The sequence below is a fragment of the Massilia rhizosphaerae genome (assembly GCF_016093545.1).
GTDB lineage: Bacteria > Pseudomonadota > Gammaproteobacteria > Burkholderiales > Burkholderiaceae_D > Telluria > Telluria rhizosphaerae.
Genome location: NZ_JADKYX010000002.1, coordinates 178,368 through 204,993 on the forward strand (window position 1 = coordinate 178,368; position 26,626 = coordinate 204,993).

The following is a 26,626-nucleotide window of genomic DNA, read 5'->3' on the forward strand; positions in this document are numbered from 1 at the left end:
ATAATGACACCGATAGGTGACTTTTTGAGTCAATTGGGTTACATTACTATCCATCAATTCAATGGAGATCAGTATGTCCCCGACGTCTAGCGACCCAACCGAACGACTCGTCCAGTTTTCGCGCAAGCAGCTTTGGTTCGTGCTGGTATTTTTGCTGGTGCTGGGCGCTGGCCAGCTGATCGACGTATTTTTTCCGGGAAAAATTCCGCTGCTGGTGGGCCTGCCGATCGCCATTACGATCTTCTTTGCGACACCGCTGAAGACGGACGGCATCGACTTTTCCAGCGCCAGCCCTGCCATGCAAGCCCTGCGGAATGACGAGCTGCGCCAACTCGCGCGCGCCAAGGCCTTCCGCAACGGCTTCTTCGTGCTGCTGGCCTATCCGCCCATCTGCGCATTCACGCTGACCGGGCTGGCCGTGGCCAACCCGCTGCCGGCCGTCGTCGGGAGCGGCGCCTGGCTGGGCGCCGTCGTGTGCCTGGCCAGCCTGCTGTGGTACGACCGTTGAGTCCATGGCCGAGCAACTGACCACGACGATGAAACTGCAGCGCGCCCGCCTCGACCTCACGCAGGCCGAGCTGGCCGAACGCGCCGGCGTCACACGCAAGTCGATCAATGCGATCGAGACGGGCAATATGGTCCCGTCCACCCTCCTGGCGCTCAAGCTGGCCAGGGTGCTGGGCGTAACGGTGGAAACGCTGTTCGCTATCGAGGTTCGTCCGGATTGACGCCGGCCTGCTCTCCGTGGTCGGCCCGGAACACGCGGGGTTCGAGCGTCTTCTCGTCCGTTTCGATGGCCGCGCCCTTGCCCGCGGCCGGCATGGCGGACGCGCGCGTGTCGCGCTTGGGATACGGCGAGCCGTCGCGGTGGAAATAGCTGTCGGTCTTGCCGTCGTACACGAGGTCGATGTCGGGATACTGGGCTTTGTCCTCGGGATTGCGCGAGCCGACGCACAGGAACAACGCATTGCCCCAGCCGCGGTTGATGAGTTGATGGCCGTTCGGCCGCCCGGCGGGAAAGGCGGCGCAATCGCCCGCGCGCATCAGGGTCTCGCCTTCGTCCGTGACGAGCGTCAGCTCGCCGGACACGACCATCACGAATTCGTCTTCATGGCTGTGCCAATGGCGCTGCGCCGACGCGGCGCCGGGCAGCAGTTCGACGAGGTTGGCGCCGAACTGGGTCAGTCCGCCGGCATCGCCCAGCGACTGCCGGCTGCGGCCGTTGACCGCCTCGGCGAAGGGATCGGGATACCCGGTACCGGTCAGCACGGGAATACTGCTCAGGTCTAGCCGCGACATGAATCACTCCTTATCAGGTTCACGCGGCTTCGGCCCTTCCTCAGCCGCGTTTTTGCACCAGCGTCAGGATATCGTAACTTGCGACGAGTTCGTCGTTCTGATTCGTCACCTGGACATCCCACGCGACCACGCCCTGCCCGCGTCCCTGGTCGTCCGTGCGGTTGCGGTCGACCTTACGCTTGCACGTGAGGCGCGCGCGGATGGTGTCGCCGATCGCCACCGGCGCCACGAAGCGCAGGTTGTCGAGCCCGTAATTCGCCAGCACGGGCCCCGGCGCCGGCGACACGAACAACCCTGCCGCCGCCGACAGCACGAAATAACCGTGCGCGATGCGCTTGCCGAACTGCGTATCCCGGGCCGCGATCTCGTCGAAGTGCATATAGAAATAATCGCCCGACACGCCACCGAAGTTGACGATGTCCGCCTCGCTCACGGTGCGGCGGTGCGTCAGCAGCGAATGGCCGATCTCCAGGTCTTCGAAATATCTGCGGAACGGGTGCACCTCCGATTCCTTGACGGCCGCGCCGCGCACGTATTCGCCCGTGACGGCCGCCAGCATCGTCGGCGAACCTTGCACGGCCGCGCGCTGCAGGAAGTGTTTGACCGCGCGGATACCGCCGAGTTCCTCGCCGCCGCCGGCGCGGCCCGGGCCGCCATGCTTGAGCATCGGCAGCGGCGAGCCGTGGCCCGTCGAATCGACGGCCGCCACGCGGTCGAGGATGTGCACGCGGCCATGCGACGCGGCCGCCACCGGCACCGCATGCGCCGCGATGGCCGGATCTTTCGTCACCAGCGTCGTCACGAGGCTGCCCCTGCCGCGCGCGACGAGGGCCAGCGCCTCGTCGATGTCGCGGTAGGTCATCATCGTGCTGACGGGGCCGAACGCCTCGATGTCGTGGACGGCGTCGTTGACCATCGCATTGCGGCACAGCAGCAGCGTGGGCGCGAAGAACGCGCCGGCCGCGCAGCCTTCTCCGACGGGGTTGAAACCGTCGCGGGCGCTGAACAGCACGTCGTTGCCGCGCGCGAGCATCTCGACCCGTGCGCCGACGTCGCGTTGCTGCTCCAGCGAAGCCAATGCCCCCATGCGCACGCCCTCCACTTTCGGATCGCCCACGACGATCTTCGCGAGGCGTGCGCGCAGGCGCTCGCCGACGACGTCCACAAGGTGCTCGGGCACGATCACGCGCCGGATCGCCGTGCATTTCTGGCCCGCCTTGCCCGTCATCTCGCGCGCCACTTCCTTGACGAACAGGTCCAGTTCCTCGTCGTCGGGCGTGACGTCAGGCGCGAGGATGGCCGCGTTCAGCGAGTCCGCCTCCGCCGTGAACGGCACGGATTCGCGGATCAGGTTCGCATTGCCGCGCAGCTTGGCGGCCGTGTCGGCGGACCCGGTGAAGGTGACGGCATCGAAGCCGTTCAGGCGATCCAGCAGATCGCCCGTCGAGCCGATGACGAGCTGCAGGCAGCCTTCCGGCAGCAGCTCGGATTCCACCATCATCTTGACCAGCGCATGCGTGAGATAACTGGTGGCGGTGGCCGGCTTGGCGATGCAGGGCATGGCGGCGAGGAAGCTCGGCGCGAGTTTTTCCAGCAGGCCCCAGATCGGAAAATTGAAGGCGTTGATGTGCACGGCGACGCCGCCGCGCGGCACGAGGATGTGCGTGCCCGCGAAGCCGCCCCGCTTGCCGAGCGCCATGGCCGGGCCTTCGTGCAGCACGTTCGACGACGGCAGCTCGCGTCCGCCGATGCTGGCGTACGCGAACAGCGTGCCGATGCCGCCTTCGACGTCGACCCAGCTGTCCGGCCGCGTGGCGCCCGTCAGGTGCGAGATCTCGTACAGCTCTTCCTTGCGCTCCATCAGATAGGCCGCGAGCGCTTTCAGGCACTGGGCGCGCTTCTGGAAGTCCATGCGCATCAGGGCCGGCACGCCCGTCTTGCGGGCATACGCGACGGCCTCGCCGAAGTCGATCCTGTCGGCGTGGGTGTGGTAGATCAGGCGGTTGTCCAGGGCGCTGTGCAGCGGCTGGTGCGCCTGGCTGCCGAGCCAGCGGCCGGCGATCAGGCTTTGCAGGGTGGTGGGGGTATGCATCCTCGTCTCCTTAATTCTTCGGCTTGTGCGGTTCGTCGAACACGATGCGCCGCCGGTCCGGTTCCGCTTCCGCGAGCGCCTCGACCTCGCGCATCGTCTTCATCGAGCGCACGTTCAAATCGTGGTACTGCCGCGTCCCGTAACTCTTCCACGCGATTTCCTCGTCGGACACGGCGCGCACGATCTTCGCGGGCGCGCCCAGCACGAGGCTGCGCGGCGGGATGATCATCCCGGCTTTCACAAAGGCGGCGGCGCCCACGATGGATTCGCTGCCCACGACCGCCTTGTCCATCACGACGGCATTCATCCCGACCATCGCGTTGTGCCCTACACGGCAGCCGTGCAGCACGGCGCCGTGGCCGATGTGGCCGTCCGCTTCGACGACCGTGTCGTCCTCCGGGAAGCCATGCATCACGCACGTGTCCTGCACGTTGGCGCCTTCTTCCAGGATCAGCCGGCCGAAATCGCCGCGCAGCGACGCGAGCGGCCCAACATAGCAGCGCGGACCGACGATCACGTCGCCGATCAGCACCGCCGTCGGGTGCACGTACGCGGTCGGGTGCACGACGGGACGCAGGCCGTCGATCTCATAGACTTTTACCATCTCAAACCCGTTCCACGATCAGGGCGATGCCTTGACCGACGCCAATGCACATCGTGCACAGCGCGTAGCGCCCGCCCGTGCGGTGCAGCTGGTTGACGGCGGCCGTGACGAGCCGTGCGCCGGATGCGCCCAGCGGGTGGCCGATGGCGATGGCGCCGCCGTTCGGGTTCACGTGCGCGGCGTCGTCGGGCAGGCCCAGGTCGCGCAGCACCGCGAGGCCCTGCGCCGCGAACGCTTCGTTCAATTCGATCACGTCCATCTGGCCGATGGCGAGCCCCGTCATCGCCAGCAGCTTCTTCGTCGCCGGCGCCGGGCCGAAGCCCATGACGCGCGGCGCCAGGCCCACGGTCGTCATGCCGACGATGCGGGCGCGCGGAGTCAGGCCATATTGATCCACGGCCGCGCCGGATGCCACCAGCACGGCGCAGGCGCCGTCGTTGACGCCGGACGCGTTGCCCGCCGTGACCGTGCCGTCCGGCGTCACGACGCCCTTCAGCCGGGCCAGCGATTCCAGGCTCGTGTCCGGGCGCGGGTGCTCGTCCGTGTCGAACACGCGCGACTCGCCCTTGCGGCCGTGGATCGTCACCGGCACGATTTCGTCCGTGAACACGCCGGCCGCCTGCGCCGCCGCCCAGCGCTGCTGGCTGCGCAGCGCGAACGCGTCCTGGTCGCCGCGCGCGATGCCGAATTCGCGCGCCACGTTCTCGGCCGTCTCCGGCATCGAGTCGATACCGTACTGCGCCTTCATCTTCGGGTTCACGAAGCGCCAGCCGATCGTCGTGTCCTCGATCTTGGCGGCGCGCGAGAACGCGCTGTCCGCCTTGCCCATCACGAACGGGGCGCGCGTCATGCTTTCGACGCCGCCGGCGACGATTAGGTTCGCTTCGCCGGCGCGGATGGCGCGCGCGGCGCTGCCGACGGCGTCCAGGCTGGAGCCGCACAGGCGGTTGATCGTGGCGCCCGGCACCGCGGGCGGCAGGCCGGCCAGCAGCGCGGCCATGCGCGCGACGTTGCGGTTGTCCTCGCCGGCCCCGTTGGCGCAGCCGTACAACACGTCGTCGACCTGCGACCAGTCGACGCCGGGGTTGCGGTCGATGAGCGCGGCGATCGGCAGTGCGGCCAGGTCGTCCGCGCGCACGCTGGACAGCGCGCCACCGAAGCGGCCGAACGGGGTGCGGATGGCGTCGACGATGAATGCGTCGGTCATTGGAATCTCCTTAAGTGTTCTTGGGTCGCTTGTCGACGACACGGCGCGCCTTGCCCGTGGCCGAGCGCTCGATGCCTTGCGGGGGCAACAGCGTGACGGTCGTCGTCACGCCGATATACGTCTTGATGCGGTGTTGCAGGTCGCGGGCCAGCGCCGCCACGTCGTGCGCCGCGCCGTCGCGCAATTCGCAAAGGACGGCCAGCGCGTCGAGGTGGCCGTCGCGAGTGACGACGAGCTGGTACTGCGGCGCCAGCGCCGGCATTTGCAGGATCAGTTCCTCGACCTGGCTGGGGAAGACGTTCACGCCGCGGATGATCAGCATGTCGTCCGAGCGCCCGCCGATGCGGCCCATGCGGCGCATCGAGCGTGACGTGGGCGCCAGCAAGCGCGTGAGGTCGCGCGTGCGGTAGCGGATGATCGGCAGCGCTTCTTTCGTCAGCGACGTGAACACCAGTTCGCCCTTCGCGCCGTCCGGCAGCACCTCGCCCGTGTCCGGGTCGATGATCTCGGGGTAGAAGTGATCTTCCCAGATGACCGGACCATCCTTGCTCTCGATGCATTCGCTCGCGACACCAGGCCCCATCACTTCCGACAGGCCGTAGATGTCGACGGCGTCGATGCCGGCCCGCTCCTCGATCTCGCGGCGCATGGCGTCCGTCCACGGCTCGGCGCCGAAGATGCCGACCTGCAGCGACGACGCGGCCGGATCGAGCCCCTGGCGCTTGAATTCCTCGACGATGTTGAGCATGTACGACGGCGTCACCATGATGATCGACGGCTGGAAATCTTGGATCAGCTGCACCTGTTTTTCCGTCTGCCCGCCCGACATCGGCACGACCGTGCAGCCGAGGCGTTCGGCGCCGTAGTGGGCGCCGAGGCCGCCCGTGAACAGGCCGTAGCCGTAGGCGATGTGCACCATGTCGCCGGGACGCCCGCCGGCCGCGCGGATCGAACGCGCGACGACGCCCGCCCACGTGTCGATGTCGTGTTGCGTGTAGCCGACGACGGTCGGCTTGCCCGTCGTGCCGGACGACGCGTGCACGCGCACGACCTGCTCGCGCGGCACGGCGAACAGGCCGAACGGATAATTGTCGCGCAGCGTCTTCTTGTCCGTGAACGGGAATTTCGCCAGGTCGGCCAGCGATTCGAGGTCGTCCGGATGGACGCCCGCCTCATCGAACGCGCGGCGGTAGTGCGCCACGTTGTCGTAGGCGTGCCTGAGGCTCCACTTCAACCGTTCCAGTTGCAGGGCCTGCAGTTCGTCGCGGCTGGCGCGCTCGATCGGTTCCAGGTCGCCCGGTTGCGGCATGCGTTGCACCATCGTTATCTCCTCTGTATTACATCTCGGCGGGCACGACGTGGCCGGCGACGCGGTGCGACTTCCCGCGCAGCAGCGCGATCCGGCGCCCGTCCGCGTCCGTCACGACGACGTCGTAGATGCCCGTCTTGCCGGCCAGCGCCTGCTCGACCGCTTCCGCCACGAGCACGTCGCCCAGGCGCCCGGGCGCGAGGTAATCGATCGTGCAGCCGGCGCCCACGGTATTGAAATTGTGCGAGTTGCAGGCGAACGCGAAGGCGCTGTCGGCGAGCGTGAAGATGTAGCCGCCGTGGCAGGTGCCGTGGCCGTTCAGCATGTCCTCGCGCACCCGCATGCGCATGCGCGCGTAGCCGGGCCGGATGGCCTCGAGCGTCATCCCCAGCGCCCGGCTGGCCGGGTCGCGTTCGTACATGGTCTTGCCGGCCAGTTCGGCCAGCGCTTGCGGATCGCTATGCATGGATGCGTGCTCCTGTCGGATCGGCGGCCAGCCGGCGGCGCAGCAGCGGCGACACGCGGTAGCGGTCCTCGCCGTACGCCGCACCCAGATTGGCCAGCACGGTGAATACATGATGGAGGCCGACGGCGTCGGCCCACGCCAGCGGACCGCACGGATAGTTCACGCCCTTCTGCATCGCGATGTCGACGGCGGCCGCACTGCACACGCCCTGGTTGACGGCGTCGAGCGCCTCGTTGGCCAGCATGGCGACGGTGCGCATCACGGCCATGCCGGGCACGTCGTCCAGGCGCGACACGGCAAAGCCCGCCCGCTGGAACAGGCCGACGGCCGCTCGCCATGCCGCGTCGCCGCACTGGTCCGCGCGCGCCAGCGCGATGCGCGGGGCCTTGGCCGGGTCGAGCAGCAGGTCGAACAGGATCGTGTCCGGGCGGCCCTCGTCGCGGGCGCGCTGCGTGGCGCTGCGGCCGTCCGTCAGCAGGATGGCGGCGCCGTCCGCGTTCAAGGCCGGGGCCGCGCCGTCCGCCCGCGCCACGCCGATGCCGGCGTCGCGCAGGCGGGCCGTGAGGGCGTCGAACAGCGGGTGCGCGCCGGCAAACGTCACTCGCGCGGGGCATGTCTGCGCCGCTTCCGTGTGCGGCTGCGGCGGCGCCACGTCCTCGCCATAGCGGTAAAAGCCGCGCCCGGTCTTGCGGCCCAGGAAGCCGGCATTCACCAGTTCCTGCTGCACGACGGACGGCGCGAAGCGCGGGTCGCCGTAATAGGCGTTGAAGACGGATTGCGTGACGGCGAAGTTGACGTCGTGGCCGATCAGGTCCATCAGCTCGCAGGGTCCCATGCGAAAGCCGCCGCAGTCGCGCAGCACGGCGTCGATGGTGGCCGGGTCGGCCGCCCGCTCGAGCAGCAGGCGCAGCGCCTCGGCGTAATACGGGCGCGCCACGCGGTTGACGATGAAGCCGGGCGTGGACGCCGCATGCACGGGGTTCTTGCCCCACGCCGCGGCCGTCGCATGCACGGTGTCGGCGACGGCCTTGCCGGTGGCGGCGCCCGAGATCACTTCGACCAATGCCATCAGCGGCACCGGATTGAAGAAGTGCATGCCGACGAGGCGCTCCGGACGTTTCAATGTCGCGCCGATCGCGGTCACGGAAATCGACGACGTGTTGGTCGCCAGGATGCAGTCCGCGCCGACGATGTCTTCCAGCTCGGTGAACAGCACGCGCTTGACGTCGACGTCCTCGACCACCGCCTCGACCACGAGCGCGGCATCCTTCGCCTCGTCGAGCGTGCGCATGGCTTGCACGCGCTCGCGGGCGAGGTCAGCTTCGGCCGCGCCCATGCGGCCTTTTTCGACGAGCCTGTTCAGGGCCTTGCCGATGCCGGCGATGGCTTGTGCGACGGCCTCGGGACGCGAGTCGTACAGGAGCACGGTGTGCCCGGCCACGGCCGTCACCTGGGCGATGCCGGAGCCCATCGCGCCGCTGCCGATGACGGCGACGACGCTTGCCTTATCCAGTGCCGAGACCATGTCACTCCCCCTTGAACTGCGGCTGGCGCTTGGAGATGAACGCGGCGACGCCTTCGCGGTAGTCGTGGCTGTAGCCCAGTTCGCGCATCATGTCCGCTTCCAGGCGCAGCTGCCCTTCCAAGGTGTTGGTCCAGCTCTCCTGCATCGCGCGCTTGGTGAACGCCAGGCCTTTCGTCGGCGCGGTGGCGAAGTGGCGGGCCATGGCCAGCGCTTCGTCCATCAGCGACTCGTCCGGCACGCAGCGCCAGATCAGGCCCCATTCCTCGGCCTTCGCGGCCGGCAGTTTGTCGCCCAGCAGCGCGAGGCCCATCGCGCGCGCGGGGCCGATCAGGCGCGGCAGCACCCACGTGCCGCCCGTATCCGGGATCAGGCCCAGTTTGCAGAACGCTTCGATGAAGCTGGCCGATTGCGCGGCCAGCACGATGTCGCACGCAAGCGCCAGGTTGGCGCCGGCGCCGGCGGCCACGCCGTTGACGGCGCAGATCACCGGCAACGGCAGGCTACGCAAGGTGAGCACCAGCGGCGCATAGTATTGTTCGACGGATTCGCCCAGGTCGACGCCGGGCGCGCCCGGTTCGACGGCCCGGTCGTTCAGGTCCTGGCCGGCGCAAAAGCCGCGGCCGGCGCCCGTCAACAGCAGCACGCGCACGGACTTGTCTTCTTCCACACGCTTGAGCGCATTGCGCACTTCCAGGTGCATCGCCTGCGTGAAGCTGTTCAGGCGCTCGGGGCGGTTCAGGGTGAGCGTCGCGATACCCTGTTCGATCGTGAACAGGATGGTGTCGTAGGTCATGAATGTCTCCTCGTTGTTCTCACTCGGCCACGTCGAAATCGACGACGACCTTGTCCGTCACCGGAAAACTCTGGCAGCTCAGCACGAAGCCGCGCGCGACCTCGTAGTCTTCCAGCGCATAGTTGACGTCCATGTCGACCTGCCCCTCGCGCACCTTGCAGCGGCACGTCGAGCACACGCCGCCCTTGCAGGAGTAGCGCATGTCGAGGCCAGCGCGCAGGCCGGCGTCCAGGATCGATTCCTTGTCGCGGTCCATCGTGAAGCTGGCGTGGTTGCCGTCCATGATCACGGTGACTTCCGTGTGGTGGTGCGCTTCGTCGGCCGCCTGGCGGCGCGGCTTGCGCGGCGCCGAGGCGCTGCCCGCGGCGAACAGCTCGATGCGGATGCGCTCTTTCGGCATCCCCGCTTCCTGCAGCGCGGCGGACACGCCGTGCATCATGTCTTCCGGCCCGCAGATGAACGCGTAGTCGACGTCTTCCACGCACAGCCAGCGCTGGAACAGCTGGCGACACTTGTCCTGCGTGATGCGGCCGTTGAACAGCTCGATGTCCTGCTGCTCGCGGCTCATCACGTAGACGAGGTTCAGGCGTTCCAGGTACTGGTCCTTCAGCTCGGCCAGCTCGTCGCGGAAGATCACGGACGACGACGCGCGGTTCCCGTACAACACCGTAAAGCGGCTGTGCGGCTCGGCGATCAAGGTCGTCTTGACGATCGAGAGGATCGGCGTGATGCCGCTGCCGGCCGCGAACGCGAGGTAGTGGCGGCGGCTCTCCGGTTCCAGCGGCAGGTTGAAGCGGCCTTCCGGCGGCATCACGTCCACCGTGACGCCGGGACGGATGCTGTCGTTGGCCCAGGTCGAGAACAGCCCGCCCGGCACGCGCTTGATGGCCACGCGCAGCCGCTCGTCCTGCACGGCCGCGCAGATCGAATAGGAACGGCGTACGTCTTCGCCGTCGATCTGCGCGCGCAGCGTGAGATGCTGGCCCTGGCGGTACTTGAACGCGTCGCGCAACGGGGGCGGCACGTCGAAGGTGAAGGCGATGGCGTCGCGCGTCTCGTGCTTCACGTGCGCCACGGTCAATGGGTAGAACTTGCTCATGTGGGCCTCAATGGCATTTAAAGTAGTCGAACGGCTCGCGGCAATCCAGGCACTGGTACAAGGCCTTGCACGGGGTCGAACCGAACTGGCTGGTCAGGCGCGTGTGCGCCGAACCGCAATGCGGGCACGCGACCTCCGGCGCTTCGATCGCATGGCGCTTCACGCCGCGCGTCAGGGCGCTGATGTCGATCACCTGCTGCACGGGCGGCGCGATGCCGTAGCCCTTCAGCGCGGCCTTGCCGGCGTCGCTCATCCAGTCCGTCGTCCACGCGGGCGACAACCGGGTGGCGATGCGCAGCCGTTCCACGCCGCGCGCGCGCAACGCCCGTTCGATGTCGGCGGCGATGACTTCCATCGCGGGGCAGCCGGAATACGTCGGCGTGATCGTGACGACGCACTCGCCATCGTCGCGCACGTCCACGGCGCGCACGATGCCCAGGTCGACGACGGAGATCACCGGGATTTCCGGATCGGGGACTTGCGCCAGCCAGGCCAGCACCTGCTCGGCCGTGATCGGAGGCAGCGCCACGGCCATCACCATTCGACGCCCGGATAGGCGCGCTGCAGGAACTGCATCTCGGCGAGGATGTAGCCGAGGCGTTCCGTGTGCCGGCCCTGCTTGCCGCCGCGCTGGACGTAGGCGTCGGGCGGCGGCATCGTCAAGGTCGCTTCTTCCAGCACCTCGGCCACGTGCGCGAGGAAGCCGTCACGCAGCGCCTGCGCGGCCGGCGCGACGCCCTGCGCGACCATGGCCTCGTCGACGTCGTCGTACACGAACATCTCGCCGGAATACGTCCACAGATCGTCCAGCGCATCCTGCATCTTGCGCCGGCTGACGTCCGTGCCGTCGCCCAGGCGCACGACGAGGTCGCCGCTGCGGCGCAGGTGGTACGTCACTTCCTTGATCGATTTTTCCGCGATCTCGGCGATGCGGCGGTCGCTGGAATTGAGCAGGCCGCGCATCAGGACGTAGTGCCACGTGTCGAACAGGAATTGCCGCATCATCGTCTGCGCGTAGTCGCCGTTCGGCTGCTCGACGAGCAGGCAGTTGCGGAAGTCGTGGGCGTCGCGCAGGTAGGCGAGGCGGTCCTCGTCGCGGCCCTGGCCTTCGACTTCGCCGGCATACGTCAGCCACATCCGCGTCTGGCCGAGCAGGTCGAGGGCGACGTTGGTCAATGCCATGTCTTCTTCCAGTGCCGGGCCCTTGCCGCACAGCTGCGACAACTGCTGCGACAGGATCAGGGCGTTGTCGCCCTGGCGCAAAAGGTAGTCGAACTTGTTCGCATCCACGGCCGGCTCACAGGTTCTTGACTTCTTCCGGCATCGGGAAGAAGGTGGGGTGGCGGTAGACCTTGCTGTTCGACGGCTCGAACAGCGCGTCCTTGTCGGCCGGGCTGGAGGCGACGATGTCGGCGGCCTTCACCACCCAGATCGACACGCCTTCGTTGCGGCGCGTGTAGACGTCGCGCGCGTTGTTGATCGCCATCTCCGCGTCCGGCGCGTGCAGGCTGCCCACGTGTTTATGGGCGAGGCCGTGCTGGCTGCGGATGAAGACTTCCCACAGGGGCCATTCTTTGCTCATTTGTGTCTCCGTGCTTTTTCGGTTTGGTGGGCACAGGGTGCCCACCCTACGGTGCGTTGTAGGGTGGGCACCCCGTGCCCACCACTGGTATCACGTCACGCGGCGGCCTTCTTTGCCGCCTGCTTGTCCGCGTGCGCCACCAGCGCCTCGCGGAACCACGCGCCGTCCTCGTATGCCTTCACCCGCGTGCGCAGGCGCTCCTTGTTGCACGGGCCGTTGCCCTTCAGGACGTTGTGGAACTCGTCCCAATCGATCGCACCGAAATCGTAATGTCCCCGCTCCTCGTTCCACTTGAGGTCCGGATCGGGAATGGTGAGACCGAGGAATTCGGCCTGGGGCACGGTCTGGTCGACCATGCGCTGGCGCAGCTCGTCGTTCGAGAACAGCTTGATGCGCCACTGGGTCGATTGCGCGCTGTTGACGGATTCGGCGTCGGACGGGCCGAACATCATCAAGGAAGGCCACCACCAGCGGTTCAGGGCGTCCTGCGCCATCGCCTTCTGCTCGGGCGAGCCCTGCGCCAGCTTCATCATGATGTCGTAGCCCTGACGCGCATGGAACGATTCTTCCTTGCACACGCGGATCATCGCGCGGGCATACGGCCCGTACGAGCAGCGGCACAGCGGGATCTGGTTGATGATCGCGGAACCGTCCACCAGCCAGCCGATGGCGCCGATGTCGGCCCAGCTCAAGGTCGGGTAATTGAAGATGCTCGAGTACTTGGCCTTCCCCGCGTGCAGGGCGGCCAGTAATTCGTCGCGCGACACGCCCAGCGTCTCCGCAGCGCTGTACAGGTACAGGCCGTGGCCGGCCTCGTCCTGGATTTTCGCCAGCAGGATGGATTTGCGCTTCAGCGTGGGCGCCCGCGTCACCCAGTTGCCTTCCGGCAGTTGGCCGACGATCTCCGAGTGGGCGTGCTGGGAGATCTGGCGGATCAACGTCTTGCGGTACGCCTCGGGCATCCAATCCTTGGGCTCGATCTTCACGCCGGCGTCGATGCGCGCCTGGAACGCCTGTTCCTCCTCGCTCATGTCGGCGCGGGTCTGGACCTGTTTCAGGCCGGTGTCCACCATCTGGGCATACATGATCAGTCTCCGTTTGCGATCTGTCTGAATCCATAATACGATACAAAAAATCCGATGTATAGCGAAATTTTGAATCATATTGAGACGCGGTAAAATCGCCGACCATGACCCAGCCCAGCAGCCATCAGTGGATCAGCCACTTCCTCGGCACCGACCCGCCGCGTTCCAAATCGCTCGTGATGACGATCTTCGGCGACGCCATCGCGCCGCACGGCGGCCGCCTGTGGCTGGGCAGCCTGATCGAGCTGGTGGCCCCACTCGGCGTGACGGACCGGCTCGTGCGCACGAGCGTGTTCCGGCTCGTCCAGGAGGGCTGGCTGGTGGCGCATCGCGAGGGCCGGCGCAGCAGCTATGCCCTGCAGCCCGACGCCGCGCCCCGCTTCGCGCGCGCCAACCGCCGCATCTACGCGCCGCCGGGCGTCGACTGGGACGGCCGCTGGACCCTGCTGCTGGCGCCCAACGGCAGCATCGACAGCGCCCTGCGCGCGGCCGTGCGCAAGGAACTCGAATGGGAAGGTTTTGCGATGCTGGCGCCCGGCCTGCTGGCGCATCCGGCGGCCGCCCCCGACAGCGTGGCCGAGGTGCTGGGCCGCGTGGGAGGCAGGGACAAGGTGTTCGTGTGCGCCGCGACGGAACTGCCGGACGTGGGCGCGCGGCCGCTGGCGGAACTGGTGCGGGAAGGCTGGGACTTGTCCGGCGTCATGGCCGGCTACCGCCGCTTCATCGACGCGTTCACGCCCCTGCTCGACCTGCTCGGCAACGCGCCGGCGCCGGACCCGGAGCAGGCGTTCATCGTGCGCACCTTGCTGATCCACGCCTACCGCCGCGTCCAGTTGCACGACCCGATGCTGCCGCTGGCCCTGCTGCCGCAGCCGTGGCCCGGATCGGAGGCGTTCACACTCGCGCGCGCGATCTACCGCCTCGTGTGGGCGCCGGCCGAACGCCACCTGATGGACGTCCTGCGGCGCGAGGATGCGGGCGCCCCGGAAGCGGATGCGGGACTGGTCGAACGCTTCGGCGGATTGCGCTGATCAGCAATCCAGCGCGAACTGCGCCGCCGCCATCGGATGCCGGATCCGGTCCAGGGCCAGCTCCAGGTCCAGCCCCGGCCAGTACAGGCACTCCCGGCCCAGTTGTTCGACGCGGCACAGCTGCGCCACAGTGGCGTGCTCGAACCAGGGAAACAGCGCGAACGGCAGATACAGCTCCTCGTCGAGCCAGCGCAGCCAGAAGCCGCGCCGGTCGATGCTCGTGATTTCCGGCCGCGCCACACGAATGCTCTTCATTGCCCTCTCCTCCATGCCGGCCGCATCGATGCGGCCAAGCAAGAACGGTAGCAAAGACGACGACATCACTCCTTGAGCGGCGGCAGAGCATCTGGATTCCGGCGGCGAAAGCGGTATCATGCCGCCTCACACCCAACAACAACAGGACACATCCATGTCTATCAAGATCAGCAGCCAGTTCGACGCTGGCGCCATCGAGGTCGTGAACGCCACGAGCGCGAACGCCATCGACCTGAACATCCGCAAGGATTCGCACGCCGACATCACCCAGTGGTTTTATTTCCGCCTGCAAGGCGCGCAGGGCCAGCCGTGCACGATCCGCCTGCTCAATGCCGGCCAGTCCGCCTACCCGAAAGGCTGGGAAGACTACCACGCGATGGCGAGCTACGACCGCATCAACTGGTTCCGCGTGCCGACGCGCTTCGACGGCCAGGTTCTCACCATCGAGCACACGCCGGCCATGGACAGCGTCTACTACGCCTATTTCGAGCCGTATTCGTGGGAGCGCCACCTGGAGCTGCTCGACCGCGCCCAGATGTCCGAGCACGTGCGCATGCTCGACCTCGGCTCGACCGTCGACGGCCGCGACCTGAACCTGCTCGTCATCGGCGACGAAGGCGCGGGCCGCAAGAAGGTGTGGGTCATCGCGCGCCAGCACCCGGGCGAGACGATGGCCGAGTGGTTCGTCGAAGGCATGCTCGACGCCCTGCTCGACCCGGCCCACCCGTTCGGCCGCCAGTTACTGAAGGAGACGGTGTTCTACGTCGTGCCGAACATGAACCCGGACGGGTCCGTGCGCGGCAACCTGCGCACGAACGCGGCCGGCGCCAACCTGAACCGCGAGTGGCTGAACCCGTCGATGGCGCGTAGCCCGGAAGTCTTCCTGGTGCGCAAGAAGATGGAAGAGACCGGCGTCGACCTGTGCCTCGACGTGCATGGCGACGAAGGCCTGCCCTACGTCTTCATCGCCGGCAGCGACGCCCTGCCGACCTTCACCGCCGAGCAGGCCGCCGCGCAACAAGCCTTCTCGGACGCGTTCATGATCGCCAGCCCCGACTTCCAGGACGTCCACGGCTATCCGAAAGAGCCGTACACGGACGAGGTGCTGACGATGGGTTCGCCGTACGTCACCCACGCCTTCGGCTGCCTGTCGCTGACCCTGGAACTGCCGTTCAAGGACAACGCCAACGATCCGGATCCGCAGGTCGGCTGGGACGGCGCCCGCAGCGCGCGCCTCGGCGCCGCCGTGCTGCAGCCGGTACTGCAGGCGATCCGTCGGCTGGAAAAGTGACGCTTACAGGAAGGTGAACACCTGTTCCCGCGCCAGGCGCGATTTCGGCAGAGAAGCGTTGAAATCGCTGTCGGCGTGGTAGCCGAAGGCCAGCAGCACGAGGCTGGCCAGGCCCTTCTCGTGCAGGCCCAGTTCCGCGTCCAGCGCGGCCGGGTCGAGGCCTTCCATCGGCGTCGTGTCCACACCCAGCGCGCTGGCCGCCAGCATGGCGTTGCCCAGCGCGATGTACGCCTGCTTCTCGAACCACTGCGGCAAGTCCTTCAGCGTGTAGCGGTGCAGGTCGACGTAGCCCAGGCGGCCCTTGGCCTGGCCGGCCTTGGCGGCATCGTCCTTGAAGCGGCCGTCGCGCTGTTCCTGCTCGAGCAGGCGCTCCAGGTGGCCCCCTTCGGCGTCGACGCGCGTGCAGAACAGGATCACGTGCGACGCGTTCAGGATCTTCGCCTCGTTGTAGCCGTACTGCCCCTGCACGCCCTTGGCCAGGCGCGCCTTTCCCTCCGGCGTGCTGGCGACGATGAAGTGCCAGGGCTGCGAGTTCACCGAGGACGGGCTGTTGCGCAGCACTTCATAGATCTGCTGCATCGTGTCTTCCGGCACGCGGCGGGTGGGATCGTAGGCCTTGGCGGTGTAGCGTTGTTTGGCGGCGGCGAGAATATCCATTCGATTCCTTTCTGGCTTGCATGGTCTCGCGATTATCGCAGCCAGGCGCCGATCATGCAGGGCGCCTCCCCGCCGCGCGCAATTCTGCATCCGGACAGGATGACGCCTGCGATCAGCTACCGGCGACCACCATCTTTTCGATCAGGATCGACCCGGTCGACTTGTTCCCGCGCGTCAGCACGTCGTTGCCGACGCCGACGATGGCCTGGAACATGTCCTTCATATTGCCCGCGATGGTGATTTCCTCGACCGGGTACTGGATGACGCCGTTCTCGACCCAGTAGCCGGACGCGCCGCGCGAGTAATCGCCCGTGACGTAGTTGGTGCCCTGTCCCATCAGTTCCGTGACGAGCAGGCCGGTGCCCATCTTGCGCAGCATGCCTTCGAAGTCGTCGGCGATCTTCGTGTCCTTGGACAGGATTTCCAGGTTGTGCGAACCGCCCGCGTTGCCCGTCGTCTGCATGCCCAGCTTGCGGGCCGAATAAGACGACAGGAAATAGCCCTGCAGCACGCCGTCGCTGACGACCTTGCGGCGCTGCGTGCGCACGCCCTCTTCGTCGAACGGGGCCGAGCCCACGCCGCCGATCAGGTGCGGGTCTTCGACGATCTGGATGTGCGACGGGAAAATATTCTGGCCGAGGGAATCGAGCAGGAAGCTCGATTTGCGGTACAGCGCGCCGCCCGACGTTGCCTGGACGAACGCGCCCAGCAGGCCGGCGGCCAGCGGGGCCTCGAACAGCACGGGGCACGTGCGCGTGTCGAGCTTGCGCGCGTTCAGGCGCGCGAGGGCGCGCTCGGCGGCGTAGCGGCCGATCTTTTCGGGGTCGCCCAGCTTCTTGGGGTCGCGCGCCGACGAATACCAGTCGTCGCGCTGCATGTGGGCGCCCTTGCCGGCGATCGGGGCGACGGACAGGGTATGGCGCGAGAACGGGTAGCCGGCGCAGAAGCCGAGCGAGTTGGCCGCCACGAAGTGCGACTGCTGCACGTAGACGCTGGCGCCCTCGCTGTTGGTGACGCGCTTGTCGACGGCGAACGCGGCCGCCTCGCAGCGCTGGGCGATGGTCACGGCCTCTTCGGCGCTGACCTCCCACGGGTAGCACAGGCGCAGGTCGCGCGGGTTCGTTTCCAGCAGGTCGGCGTCGGGCAGGCCGGCGGCCGGGTCCTCGGCCGTGAAGCGGGCGATGTTGTACGCCGCCTCGACGGTGGCGCGCAGCGAATCGCGCGAGAAGTCGGACGTGTTGGCATGGCCGCGGCGCTTGCCGCAGTAGACGGTCACGCCGATGCCCTTGTCCTTGTTCTGTTCGATGGTCTCGACCTGGCCCTTGCGCACCGTCACCGCCAGCCCGCTACCCTCGCTGATCTCGACCGACGCATCGCTGGCGCCCGTTTCTTTGGCAATGGCAAGCACGTCCTGTGCAAGCTGCTTGAGCTGATCCTGGGTATGGGTGAAGACGGTGTCGGTCATGTGCGTTTTTCGAAAGCGAGCCGTAAAACAGTTATCATAGCAGCCGTTTACCGTTTTTACCGGCTGGCTGTGCGCTTGCCGGATCCAGATCATCATGCCAAATGCCAACCGCGGCTCCGTCGGCTTCCGCTCCGACGAGTTCGACCAGGAATACGACCGCCCCTCCAAGTCCGAACTCAAGCGCCAGAGTAACGAGTTGCAGAAGCTCGGCGAACAACTCATCGACGCGCCGCGCGACCGCGTCAAGCGCGTCCCGATGCCGGAGGAAGTCCGCGACGCCATCCTCGTGTGCCAGACCATCACCAACCACGAGGGCCGGCGCCGTCAGCTGCAATTCGTCGGCAAGTTGATGCGCTCCCTCGACGAGGAGGAAGTGGCCGTCATCCAGCGCACCATCGAAAGCTGGAAAGGCACGTCCAAGGCCGAAGCGGCCGCCCTGCACGCGCTGGAACGCCGCCGCGACAAGCTGCTGGCCGACGACAAGGCCCTGACCCAGCTGCTGGAAGAACACCCCGACCTGGACGTGCAGCACCTGCGCACCCTGATCCGCAACGCGCGCAAGGAACAGGCCGAGAACAAGCCGCCGAAGGCCTACCGCGAAATCTTCCAGATCCTGAAGGACCTGGCCAAGGCGCCGAAAGCCGCGCCGGCGGAAGACTCGGGCGACGATGAGGACGACGACGATGAGTCTGGACAATAAAGTCGAAGAACTGGTCGTCGGCCTGGTGTCGGTCTCGGACCGCGCCAGCGGCGGCGTCTACGAGGACAAGGGCATTCCCGCGCTGCGCGCGTGGCTGGAATCCGCGCTCGTCACCCCGTTCCGCGTCGAGACGCGCCTGATCCCGGACGACCGCGCCAGTATCGAGCAGACGCTCGTCGAACTGGTCGACACGGTCCGCTGCCACCTCGTGCTGACGACGGGCGGCACGGGCCCCGCGCGGCGCGACGTCACGCCGGAAGCGACCCTCGCCGTGGGCACCAAGGAAATGCCGGGCTTCGGCGAGCAGATGCGCCAGATCAGCCTGCACTTCGTGCCGACCGCGATCCTGTCGCGCCAGACGGCCGTGATCCGCGAAACGGCGGACCACGCCGCGCTGGTCATGAACCTGCCGGGCCAGCCGAAGTCGATCAAGGAAACGCTCGAAGGCCTGAAGGATGCGGACGGCAAGACCGTCGTCGGCGGCATCTTCGCGGCCGTCCCGTATTGCATCGACCTGATCGGCGGCCCTTACGCCGACACGAACCCGGACGTCTGCAAGACCTGGCGTCCCAAGTCGGCGCAACGCCCCGCCGCATCCTGATTAAACATTGACACCGCGCGAGGACACCGCATGAGCGACCTGCTGGAACACATCCAGATCGAGACCAACGACAACCCGGAAATCGCCATCATCTGGATGCACGGCCTGGGCGCGGACGGCAACGACTTCGTGCCGATCGTGCGCGAGCTGGACTTGTCCGGCCTGCCCGGCATCCGCTTCATCTTCCCGCACGCGAAGACGATGCCGGTGACCATCAACAACGGCTACGTGATGCGCGCCTGGTACGACATCACCGGCCTGGACCTCACGCGCCGCGAGGACGAGAACGGCCTGCGCGCGTCGCAGCAGGACGTCGAAGCGTTCATCGAACGCGAGAATGCACGCGGCATTCCCGCGTCGCGCATCGTGCTGGCCGGCTTCTCGCAGGGCTGCGCGATGGCCATCCAGACGGGCCTGCGCCATTCGGAACCGCTGGCCGGCCTGCTGTGCCTGTCCGGCTACGTGCCGCTGTCCGCCCAGCTGGCGACGGAGCGCACCGGCGCCGGCACCTCCACGCCGATCTTCATGGCGCACGGCCGCTACGACAACGTGGTGCCGTTCAACCGCGCCGAGGCGTCGCGCGACCTGCTCGTCTCGCTCGGCTACCGGCTCGAATGGCATGAATACGCGATGCAGCACACGCTGTGCCTGGAAGAAGTCCAGGACATCTCGGCGTGGCTGAAGAAAGTGCTGGGCTGACGATGGCAAAGAAAGAACAGCTCGACGACGAGACGCTGGCGCTCATTCACTGGTGTATCGAGGTCGAACACCACCTCGTCGCCGGCGGCGCCACCCAGAAACAGGCGCAGGAACACATCGAGGAGCAGGTCGAGTGGTTCACCGACATGTTCTACGAAGGCTTGACCCCGGAACAGGCCGCGAAGGAAGCGCTGGCATAAGCCGGGCCGGCATCCCTCACATCCCGCGGAACAGGTGCTGGAAGCGCTGGCTGACGGGCAGCCGCGTCTTGTGGCCGCGCAGGTACACCCACAGGGCCCCATCCTCGGCCCGTGCGGCGCTGGCGATGCGCCGCACGGCCACCATGTAGCCGCGGTGGATCTGCCAGAACGCGGCCGGATCGAGCGACTCGGCCAATTCCTTCAAACTCAGACGGATATGGGCTTCCAGGGCGTCCGTCACGACGCGCGTGTACTTCGCGTCGGCGCAAAAATAAACGACGTCGGCCAGGTCGATGAAATGGATCGTATTGCCGACCGTCGCCTGCAGCCAGGCGGGGGCCGCAGGCAGAGGCCGCAGCCGCGCCACGAGGTGCGTGAGGTCCGGCGGCGGCGACGCCAGGCGCGCACGCACGCGCTCCACCGCGCGCGCGAGGCGTTCCAGCGCGATCGGCTTCACGACGTAATCCACGGCCCCTTCATCGAAGGCGGCCAGCGCATGTTCGCCGTAGGCCGTCACGAACACGACGTGGGTGCGCGCGCCGAACACCCGCGCCACTTCCAGGCCGTCGAGCCCCGGCATGCGGATGTCGAGGAAGGCCACGTCAGGCATCCATTCGCGGCCCAGGCGCAGTGCCTCGATGCCGTCCTGGGCGACGGCGATGTTCGCCTCGGGCCACAGGCGCTCCAGGGCCTCGACGAGTTCCGCCAGCAGCAGCGGTTCATCATCCGCAAGGAGGATGCGAGGCGGGACGCTGGGCGCCGTCATGCCGCCAGCTCCACGCCGGCCACCGCCGGCAACGTCAGCACGGCTTCCGTCAGCCCCGCATCGCCGCGGCGCAGGACGAAGCCGGCGCGCGTGCCGTATAACGCTTGCAGGCGCTGGCGCAGGTTGCGCAGGCCGACGCCGCTGCCCATCGTCGCGTCGCCGACGCCGGCGCCGTCGTCCGCGACGACGATGGTCAACACGTCGGCCTGCCAGGCCGCCGTCACGGCGATCCGCACGGTGCCCGGCTTGGGTTCGACGCCGTGGCGCACGGCGTTCTCGACGAGCGTCATCAGGAGCAGCGGCGGCATCGCCATGGCCGCCAGCGCGGACGGGCAATCGAGCCGGTATTGCAGCCGCTCGCCGAAGCGGATCGCCATCAGCGCCAGGTAGTGTCCGGCCAGTTCGAATTCGCGGCCCAGGGTCGATGCTTCGCTGCGCATGTCGGGCAGCGCGCTGTGCAGGTAGGCGATCAGGTGTTCGAGCATCTCCACGGCGCGCGGTGGCTGGTGGCGCGCCAGGTATCTCGTGTTGGCGAGCGTGTTGTACAGGAAGTGCGGTTCGACCTGGGCCTGCAGCGCCTTCAGTTCCGCCGCCAGCGCCGCGCTGCGCAGGTCCGCCAGCTGCTGCGCACGCGCCCGGGTGCGGGCGAACCACAGCGGCAGCACGAGCACGGCCGCGTTCACGCCGACGACACTGGCCAGCAACTGCGCGTCCGGCAGCGCCTGCACGTCCCACGCCGCGAGCACCCTTTGGTAGGCCGGCAGCACGGCCCACGCGCCGGCGCCGGCCGCGGCCAGCAGCGTGCCGGCGGCGCCGGTCCAGCCGAGCCGCCGGCCAAGCATGCGCGCCGCAAGCAGCAGCAGCGCGCAGGCCGCGAACCCCGGCACGACGATCGCGCCGAACAGGGCGAGCAAGGCGTGGCGCCCCAGCAGCAGCGCGCCGCCCGCGACGAGCGCCAGGCACAGGACACTGAGAAGGCCCTGGCGCCACGAACAGCCGTACAGGCGACGGATGGCGCGGGCGCAGTCGTCGTCGGTCATCGCCGGGTTCACAGGGTCGGCGCGGTCGGGAGGGCGGCGTCGGGCGGCATCCGGTCGGCGGGGACGTCGCGGCCGACGGTCTCGAAGGCGACCGGCTCCATCCAGACTTCGCCGGTCCCCGCGCCGATGGCGCCGAACGAGATCGCCGCCGCGTCGGCCGGGACGTCCAGCACGATGCTGCGCTCCTGCCACGCGGCGGTGCCGGTGACCGGCTTGTCGTGGGTGTTATAGAAGGCCAGGGTCCTGCCGTCCTTGGCATTCACGCTCATCCACAATCCGCCCCACTTGCTCATGTCCTCGGTGCGCAGACGGGCGCGGAAACGCACGCGCTGGCCGAGGTAGCGCTGCGCCTGGACGGATTGGAGCAGCGATGCCCACGCGTCGGGGTCCTTCGTCTTGCTGCGCAAGAACTTGGCGCCCCGCCCTTCCGGCGAGGTGTCCACGCCGGCCGTGAATTTGTCGGGATGGTCGCCGGCGACGTGCCAGCTCGGCGGCAACGGCGCGGGCTGCGCGGCCAGGGCGAGGACGGTGGTGGCGGCCGCCGCGGCGGCGAGGATGTAATGCGGTTTCATCGACGGATCCTTCTGGAGTGGTTGGGGAGCCGTCACTATGCCGGCGGTGGGGGCCATCCGCGGGGCCATGCGACGGACGGCTGCCGCGCCGCGACGGACGCGGCCGGCGGCCGACGAGCTAGTCCGGCAACGGCGCCGCACTCGACGCCGGCACCGCCGTGCGCGCCGTGTTCATCACCATCGCAAGAAACGTGTAGTAGCCGTTCACGCCCATCAGGTCGACGACGCCCTGTTCGCCGAACAGGGCCAGCGCGTCGTCGTAGACGCGGTCCGACACGCGCTTGTGGCGATGCAATTCCATGCAGAAGTCGTACACTACCGCTTCGTCGACGAGCAGCGCGGCCGGCCGCTCGCGCCGGGCGATGGCGGCGATGACGTCCGCCGGCACGCCCACCTGCTGCGCGATGGGCGCGTGGATGGCCCACTCGACCTGCTGGTCCCACTCGCGCGCGGTGACGAGGATCGCCAGCTCGGACAGGCGCACGCCGATGGCGCTGCGGTAGCGCAGGTATTCGCCCAGCCGCTGTGCATACTGCATGAGCTCGGGGCTGCGCAGCAGCGGCACGAACGGGCCGTACAGCGCGCCGCGCGGCCCGTTGATGATGTCCTGGGCCGCGGCGCGCTGGGCGTCGGTCCAGTCTTGCGGCGGAATCGGGCGGAGGCGGTCGGTCATGCGGAAAATATTCGCATGCCTCGAGGCAAAAATCAAAAGAATCCGGACGGTTCCCGCTTATTGTCAAGCGTCGACCTTTTCGGGAGCGTTCATGACTCACATCCTGCATCGCAGCCTGCGCCAGACACCGCCCGTCGCGGTCGGCGGCGCGGGCGTCTACCTGTACGACAGCGAGGGGCGCAGCTATCTCGACGCCAGCGGCGGCGCGGCCGTGTCGTCGCTCGGGCACGGCCATCCGGACGTGATCGCGGCCATGCACCGCCAGATCGACCGCTGCGCCTATGCCCACACCGCGTTCTTCACGACCGAGGTGGCGGAACAACTGGCCGACCGCCTCGTGGCGACCGCGCCGGCCGGGATCGAAGGCGTGTATCTCGTGTCGGGCGGATCGGAAGCGATGGAGACCGCGCTCAAGCTGGCACGCCAGTACTTCGTCGAGGGCGGAGAATCCAAGCGCTCGCTGTTCATCGCGCGCCGCCAGAGCTACCACGGGAATACCCTGGGCGCGCTGGCCGTGGGCGGCAACGAATGGCGCCGCCAGCCGTTCGCGCCCCTCCTGATCGACGTCGAGCGGGTCTCGGCCTGCTACGAATACCGCGGCCGCGCCGACGGCCAGACCGTCGACCAGTACACGGCGATGCTGCTGGACGAACTGGAAGCGGCGATCCTGCAGGCCGGTCCGGAACGCGTGATCGCGTTCTGCGCCGAACCGGTGGTGGGCGCGACGGGCGGCGCGATCCCGCCCACGCCCGGCTACTTCCGCGGCGTGCGCGCGCTGTGCGACAAATACGGCATCCTGTTCATCGCCGACGAAGTGATGTGCGGGATGGGCCGCACCGGCACCATGTACGCCATCGAGCAGGACGGCGTGGCGCCCGACCTGATCGCCGTGGCCAAGGGCCTGGGCGCGGGCTACCAGCCGGTCGGCGCGGTGCTCGTGAACGGCGCCATCGTCGAGCGCCTGCGCGCCGGCAGCGGCGTGTTCCTGCACGGGCATACGTATATCGGGCATCCGGTGGCGGCGGCGGCGGCCCTCGCCGTCCAGCAGGTGATCGAGCGCGACGATCTGCTCACGCAGGTCCGCCTGCGCGGCGCCCAGCTGCGGGCGATGCTGGACGAGGAATTCGAAGACCACCCGCACGTGGGCGATATCCGCGGCCGCGGGCTGTTCCTGGCGCTGGAACTGGTGCGCGAGCGCGCGACGAAGACGCCGTTCGCGCCGGAGCTGAAGCTGCACGCGGCCATCAAGGCGCGCGCGATGGAGAACGGCTTGCTGGTCTATCCGATGGGGGGCACGATCGACGGCCGCCAGGGCGACCATGTGCTGCTGGCGCCGCCGTTCGTCGTCACGCAGGGCGATCTGTGCGAGATCGTGGGGCGCTTGAAGGAAGCAATCGACAGCGCCGTAGGGTGGACATCCCGTGTCCACCAAACACACGCGTAGCGGTAACGCATGGTGGGCACGGAGTGCTCACCCTACATGCTTACGATTTAGGGTAGGCGACCACTTCCTGCTGCTGCTCACCGAGCCCCGCAATCCCGAGCCGCAGCTTGTCGCCCTTCTTGAGGAAGCGCTGCGGGCTGCGCCCCAGGCCCACGCCCGGCGGCGTGCCCGTGCTGATGATGTCGCCCGGCTCCAGGGTCATGAAGCGCGACAGGTAGCTGACGATATGCGCCACCGGGAAAATCATCTTCGACGTGTTCCCGGTCTGCATGCGCTTGCCGTTCAGTTCCAGGTACAGGTCCAGGTCCTGCACGTCGAGGATCTCGTCCTTCGTCACGAGGAACGGGCCGACGGGACCGAACGTGTCGCAGCCCTTGCCCTTGGACCACTGCGAACCGAGTTCGAACTGGTAGGCGCGCTCGGAAACGTCGTTGACGACGCAGTAGCCGGCCACGTATTTCAACGCGTCCTTCTCGTCCACGTACTGCGCGCGCGTGCCGATGACGACGCCCAGCTCCACTTCCCAATCGGTCTTCCTGGAACCTTGCGGCAGCCGGATCGGATCGTCCGGGCCGTTCAGGGACGACGTCGCCTTCATGAACATGGCCGGTTCCTTCGGGATCGGCGCGCCGACTTCGGCCGCATGGTCGGAATAATTCATGCCGATCCCGATGAACTTGCCGACGCCCTTGACCGGCACGCCGAAGCGCGGGTTGCCGCGCACCAGCGGCAGCGTCTTCCAGTCCACCTTGGCGAGCTTGCGCAGCGCCTTGTCCGACAGCACCGACGCATCGACGTCGTCGATCACGCCGGACAGGTCGCGCAGGCGGCCTTCCTCGTCGAACAGGCCGGGCTTTTCCTTACCGGGGCGACCGTAACGAACCAATCTCATATTCTTCCTTCTGGGTGAGCACAACGATGCCGCATTTTACTTGACGGCGCCGAAGGAAGTGGTGGACGTAGCCGACGAGACCGGGCAGTTGCAGCGCCACCAGCACGCCGAACGCGACGCGGTAGGCCATGACCGGGAAGTGGCTGCCGGCGTCGGGATGCCACAGGCCGACGATCAGGCCGAAGCCCGCCTGCACGACGAAGGCGCCGATGAAGATCAGGAGATTCAGGCAGGTGGCCGCGCGCCCCGTCAGCGCGCGCGGCAGGCTCTGGGCCACGATCGCGTATTCGATGCCGGTGATCGTGCCCACGAGCGTGAACAGCACCGACAGCAGCTGCAGGCTGGGACGCCAGCTGCACACGATCGCCACCTGCACGAGGACGAACAGCATGACGCCGACGCCGGCCACGTCCAGCGCCTCGATGCCGCGCCGCCCGGCCCATTCCGTGATCATGCCGACGGCGATGGCGCCGAAGATCACGGACGCCATCCCCATGTACAGCAGGTAGGCGACGGCGGCGTCGGGGAAGCGGGCCACGTCGGACAGCCAGCGCCCGATCCACAGCCCCTGGATGCCGAAGAAGATCGCATGCGGCACGAGCACCAGCGAGATCGTCGTGCGGAACGCGGGCGCGCGGTACACGTCCAGCACCGAACGCACGGTCGGCAGCGCGCCGCCGGGCGCCTTCGTCCTGGGCGTGACGAGCCAGATCAGCAAGCCGCAGCCGCCCGTCAACGCGGCCAGCAACAGGAACAGCCCACGCCAGTCCATGTGCTGCAGCAGCATGCGCACCGGCATGGTGCTCGAGGCCGCGCCCAGGCCGCCCACGGCGATCAGATAGCCCTGCACGGACGGCAGGCGCTTGGGCGAGATCCACGTGGAGATCGCCTTCACGGCCGACATGAAGCAGCCGCCCAGGCCGCAACCGATGACGGCGCGCGCCAGCACCAGCTGGCCGAACGACCGGCCGGTGGCGAACAGCAGCGTGCCCAGCGCCGCGAACATCAGCAGGACCACCTGCACCTTGCGCGGGCCGTAGCGGTCGAGCGCGATCCCGACCGGCAGCTGGACGAGGGCGAACGCGAAGAAGAATGCGCTGGTGAGCAGGCCGAGCTGGCCCGGCGTCAGCGCGAGGGCGCCGACCAGATGCGGCGCCAGCACGGCGTTCACGTTGCGCAGCAGCGAGGACAGGTAATGCCCCAGCGCGAACGGCAGGAACACGTAGAAAAACACTGCCACGCCGGAAAGGCGCGCCTGGCTCTGGTCGGTTTCCATGCA

General features: G+C 67.8%; 31 protein-coding genes. 9 read left to right on the top strand and 22 right to left on the bottom strand.

Translation table 11 applies throughout. The features are described 5' to 3' along the window. Positions 1 to 73 precede the first annotated feature (73 nt). Positions 74 to 508, top strand: coding sequence for a hypothetical protein (locus tag ISF28_RS03835; RefSeq protein ID WP_198115834.1), 435 nt, complete (start codon positions 74 to 76; stop codon positions 506 to 508). Between the two features lie 4 nt (positions 509 to 512). Then, positions 513 to 728, top strand: a complete 216-nt coding sequence (locus ISF28_RS03840) for a helix-turn-helix transcriptional regulator (protein WP_229518864.1) — start codon at positions 513 to 515, stop codon at positions 726 to 728. Here the strand turns inward: ISF28_RS03840 and ISF28_RS03845 are convergent. The 13 genes from ISF28_RS03845 to paaA form a co-directional block, all read right to left on the bottom strand. Continuing rightward, the gene (locus ISF28_RS03845; protein ID WP_198115835.1) at positions 706 to 1,299 is read right to left on the bottom strand and encodes a cupin domain-containing protein; all 594 of its coding nucleotides are present in this window, start codon (positions 1,297 to 1,299) and stop codon (positions 706 to 708) included. The two genes, ISF28_RS03840 and ISF28_RS03845, sit on opposite strands and share 23 nt — an antisense overlap. 40 nt (positions 1,300 to 1,339) lie before the next feature. Further along, positions 1,340 to 3,391 (bottom strand): phenylacetic acid degradation bifunctional protein PaaZ, encoded by a 2,052-nt coding sequence (paaZ, locus tag ISF28_RS03850; RefSeq protein ID WP_198115836.1) that lies wholly within the window; start codon positions 3,389 to 3,391, stop codon positions 1,340 to 1,342. Between the two features lie 10 nt (positions 3,392 to 3,401). Next, positions 3,402 to 3,995, bottom strand: a complete 594-nt coding sequence (gene paaY / locus ISF28_RS03855; RefSeq protein ID WP_198115837.1) for a phenylacetic acid degradation protein PaaY — start codon at positions 3,993 to 3,995, stop codon at positions 3,402 to 3,404. A gap of 1 nt (position 3,996) precedes the next feature. After that, a complete protein-coding gene (gene pcaF / locus ISF28_RS03860) occupies positions 3,997 to 5,202 on the bottom strand; it encodes a 3-oxoadipyl-CoA thiolase (protein WP_198115838.1) in 1,206 nt (401 codons plus the stop codon). A gap of 10 nt (positions 5,203 to 5,212) precedes the next feature. Then, on the bottom strand, positions 5,213 to 6,523 hold the full coding sequence (gene paaK, locus ISF28_RS03865; RefSeq protein WP_198115839.1) for a phenylacetate--CoA ligase PaaK: 1,311 nt from the start codon (positions 6,521 to 6,523) through the stop codon (positions 5,213 to 5,215). Positions 6,524 to 6,539: 16 nt separating this feature from the next. Continuing rightward, complete coding sequence (gene paaI, locus ISF28_RS03870) at positions 6,540 to 6,977, bottom strand: hydroxyphenylacetyl-CoA thioesterase PaaI (protein WP_198115840.1); 438 nt, start codon at positions 6,975 to 6,977, stop codon at positions 6,540 to 6,542. Further along, on the bottom strand, positions 6,970 to 8,502 hold the full coding sequence (gene paaH / locus ISF28_RS03875) for a 3-hydroxyacyl-CoA dehydrogenase PaaH (RefSeq protein WP_198115841.1): 1,533 nt from the start codon (positions 8,500 to 8,502) through the stop codon (positions 6,970 to 6,972). The genes paaI and paaH overlap by 8 nt, the downstream gene beginning before the upstream one ends. Position 8,503: 1 nt before the next feature. After that, positions 8,504 to 9,295 carry a 2-(1,2-epoxy-1,2-dihydrophenyl)acetyl-CoA isomerase PaaG gene (gene paaG, locus ISF28_RS03880; protein WP_198115842.1) on the bottom strand — a complete coding sequence of 264 codons (792 nt, stop codon included), beginning with the start codon at positions 9,293 to 9,295 and terminating at the stop codon, positions 8,504 to 8,506. A 19-nt stretch (positions 9,296 to 9,314) separates the two neighbouring features. After that, a complete protein-coding gene (gene paaE, locus ISF28_RS03885) occupies positions 9,315 to 10,394 on the bottom strand; it encodes a 1,2-phenylacetyl-CoA epoxidase subunit PaaE (protein WP_198115843.1) in 1,080 nt (359 codons plus the stop codon). Positions 10,395 to 10,401: 7 nt separating this feature from the next. Then, positions 10,402 to 10,929 carry a 1,2-phenylacetyl-CoA epoxidase subunit PaaD gene (gene paaD, locus ISF28_RS03890; RefSeq protein WP_229518865.1) on the bottom strand — a complete coding sequence of 176 codons (528 nt, stop codon included), beginning with the start codon at positions 10,927 to 10,929 and terminating at the stop codon, positions 10,402 to 10,404. Beyond that, a complete protein-coding gene (paaC, locus tag ISF28_RS03895) occupies positions 10,929 to 11,684 on the bottom strand; it encodes a 1,2-phenylacetyl-CoA epoxidase subunit PaaC (protein ID WP_198115845.1) in 756 nt (251 codons plus the stop codon). Before paaC ends, paaD begins: the two co-directional genes overlap by 1 nt. Positions 11,685 to 11,691: 7 nt before the next feature. Continuing rightward, positions 11,692 to 11,976 carry a 1,2-phenylacetyl-CoA epoxidase subunit PaaB gene (gene paaB, locus ISF28_RS03900; RefSeq protein ID WP_036170214.1) on the bottom strand — a complete coding sequence of 95 codons (285 nt, stop codon included), beginning with the start codon at positions 11,974 to 11,976 and terminating at the stop codon, positions 11,692 to 11,694. A gap of 95 nt (positions 11,977 to 12,071) precedes the next feature. After that, the gene (paaA, locus tag ISF28_RS03905; protein ID WP_198115846.1) at positions 12,072 to 13,061 is read right to left on the bottom strand and encodes a 1,2-phenylacetyl-CoA epoxidase subunit PaaA; all 990 of its coding nucleotides are present in this window, start codon (positions 13,059 to 13,061) and stop codon (positions 12,072 to 12,074) included. Positions 13,062 to 13,165: 104 nt separating this feature from the next. Between paaA and paaX the strand changes: the two genes are divergently transcribed. Then, complete coding sequence (gene paaX, locus ISF28_RS03910) at positions 13,166 to 14,092, top strand: phenylacetic acid degradation operon negative regulatory protein PaaX (protein ID WP_198115847.1); 927 nt, start codon at positions 13,166 to 13,168, stop codon at positions 14,090 to 14,092. Here paaX and ISF28_RS03915 read toward each other — a convergent pair whose 3' ends face one another. Next, positions 14,093 to 14,347, bottom strand: coding sequence for a DUF2442 domain-containing protein (locus ISF28_RS03915; RefSeq protein ID WP_198115848.1), 255 nt, complete (start codon positions 14,345 to 14,347; stop codon positions 14,093 to 14,095). A gap of 154 nt (positions 14,348 to 14,501) precedes the next feature. Between ISF28_RS03915 and ISF28_RS03920 the strand changes: the two genes are divergently transcribed. After that, entirely contained in the window at positions 14,502 to 15,638 is a 1,137-nt protein-coding gene (locus tag ISF28_RS03920) for a M14 family metallopeptidase (RefSeq protein WP_198115849.1), read from the top strand. A 3-nt stretch (positions 15,639 to 15,641) separates the two neighbouring features. Here the strand turns inward: ISF28_RS03920 and nfsB are convergent, their stop codons facing one another. Both nfsB and pmbA read right to left on the bottom strand, forming a co-directional pair. After that, positions 15,642 to 16,295, bottom strand: a complete 654-nt coding sequence (nfsB, locus tag ISF28_RS03925) for an oxygen-insensitive NAD(P)H nitroreductase (RefSeq protein WP_198115850.1) — start codon at positions 16,293 to 16,295, stop codon at positions 15,642 to 15,644. Positions 16,296 to 16,407: 112 nt separating this feature from the next. Further along, entirely contained in the window at positions 16,408 to 17,760 is a 1,353-nt protein-coding gene (pmbA, locus tag ISF28_RS03930) for a metalloprotease PmbA (protein ID WP_198115851.1), read from the bottom strand. A gap of 94 nt (positions 17,761 to 17,854) precedes the next feature. Between pmbA and yjgA the strand changes: the two genes are divergently transcribed. Genes yjgA through ISF28_RS03950 form a run of 4 tightly spaced genes read left to right on the top strand, consistent with a single transcriptional unit; the run spans position 17,855 to position 19,960 of the window. After that, positions 17,855 to 18,460, top strand: a complete 606-nt coding sequence (yjgA, locus tag ISF28_RS03935) for a ribosome biogenesis factor YjgA (protein ID WP_198115852.1) — start codon at positions 17,855 to 17,857, stop codon at positions 18,458 to 18,460. Next, on the top strand, positions 18,444 to 19,061 hold the full coding sequence (mog, locus tag ISF28_RS03940) for a molybdopterin adenylyltransferase (RefSeq protein WP_198115853.1): 618 nt from the start codon (positions 18,444 to 18,446) through the stop codon (positions 19,059 to 19,061). Before yjgA ends, mog begins: the two co-directional genes overlap by 17 nt. A 30-nt stretch (positions 19,062 to 19,091) precedes the next feature. Beyond that, positions 19,092 to 19,760, top strand: a complete 669-nt coding sequence (locus tag ISF28_RS03945; RefSeq protein ID WP_198115854.1) for an alpha/beta hydrolase — start codon at positions 19,092 to 19,094, stop codon at positions 19,758 to 19,760. 2 nt (positions 19,761 to 19,762) lie between these two features. After that, positions 19,763 to 19,960 carry a hypothetical protein gene (locus ISF28_RS03950; RefSeq protein ID WP_105376471.1) on the top strand — a complete coding sequence of 66 codons (198 nt, stop codon included), beginning with the start codon at positions 19,763 to 19,765 and terminating at the stop codon, positions 19,958 to 19,960. A gap of 16 nt (positions 19,961 to 19,976) precedes the next feature. Here ISF28_RS03950 and ISF28_RS03955 read toward each other — a convergent pair whose 3' ends face one another. The 4 genes from ISF28_RS03955 to ISF28_RS03970 form a co-directional block, all read right to left on the bottom strand. Then, entirely contained in the window at positions 19,977 to 20,726 is a 750-nt protein-coding gene (locus ISF28_RS03955) for a LytR/AlgR family response regulator transcription factor (RefSeq protein WP_198115855.1), read from the bottom strand. Continuing rightward, a complete protein-coding gene (locus tag ISF28_RS03960; RefSeq protein ID WP_198115856.1) occupies positions 20,723 to 21,766 on the bottom strand; it encodes a sensor histidine kinase in 1,044 nt (347 codons plus the stop codon). Before ISF28_RS03960 ends, ISF28_RS03955 begins: the two co-directional genes overlap by 4 nt. 8 nt (positions 21,767 to 21,774) lie before the next feature. After that, the gene (locus ISF28_RS03965; RefSeq protein ID WP_198115857.1) at positions 21,775 to 22,338 is read right to left on the bottom strand and encodes a transcriptional regulator; all 564 of its coding nucleotides are present in this window, start codon (positions 22,336 to 22,338) and stop codon (positions 21,775 to 21,777) included. A 118-nt stretch (positions 22,339 to 22,456) separates the two neighbouring features. Next, on the bottom strand, positions 22,457 to 23,011 hold the full coding sequence (locus tag ISF28_RS03970) for a carboxymuconolactone decarboxylase family protein (RefSeq protein ID WP_198115858.1): 555 nt from the start codon (positions 23,009 to 23,011) through the stop codon (positions 22,457 to 22,459). Between the two features lie 91 nt (positions 23,012 to 23,102). Between ISF28_RS03970 and ISF28_RS03975 the strand changes: the two genes are divergently transcribed. Next, positions 23,103 to 24,455 carry an aspartate aminotransferase family protein gene (locus tag ISF28_RS03975; RefSeq protein ID WP_198115859.1) on the top strand — a complete coding sequence of 451 codons (1,353 nt, stop codon included), beginning with the start codon at positions 23,103 to 23,105 and terminating at the stop codon, positions 24,453 to 24,455. Between the two features lie 40 nt (positions 24,456 to 24,495). Here ISF28_RS03975 and ISF28_RS03980 read toward each other — a convergent pair whose 3' ends face one another. Continuing rightward, entirely contained in the window at positions 24,496 to 25,347 is an 852-nt protein-coding gene (locus ISF28_RS03980) for a fumarylacetoacetate hydrolase family protein (RefSeq protein WP_198115860.1), read from the bottom strand. Further along, positions 25,316 to 26,623 (bottom strand): MFS transporter, encoded by a 1,308-nt coding sequence (locus tag ISF28_RS03985; RefSeq protein ID WP_198115861.1) that lies wholly within the window; start codon positions 26,621 to 26,623, stop codon positions 25,316 to 25,318. The genes ISF28_RS03980 and ISF28_RS03985 overlap by 32 nt, the downstream gene beginning before the upstream one ends. Positions 26,624 to 26,626: the final 3 nt, after the last annotated feature.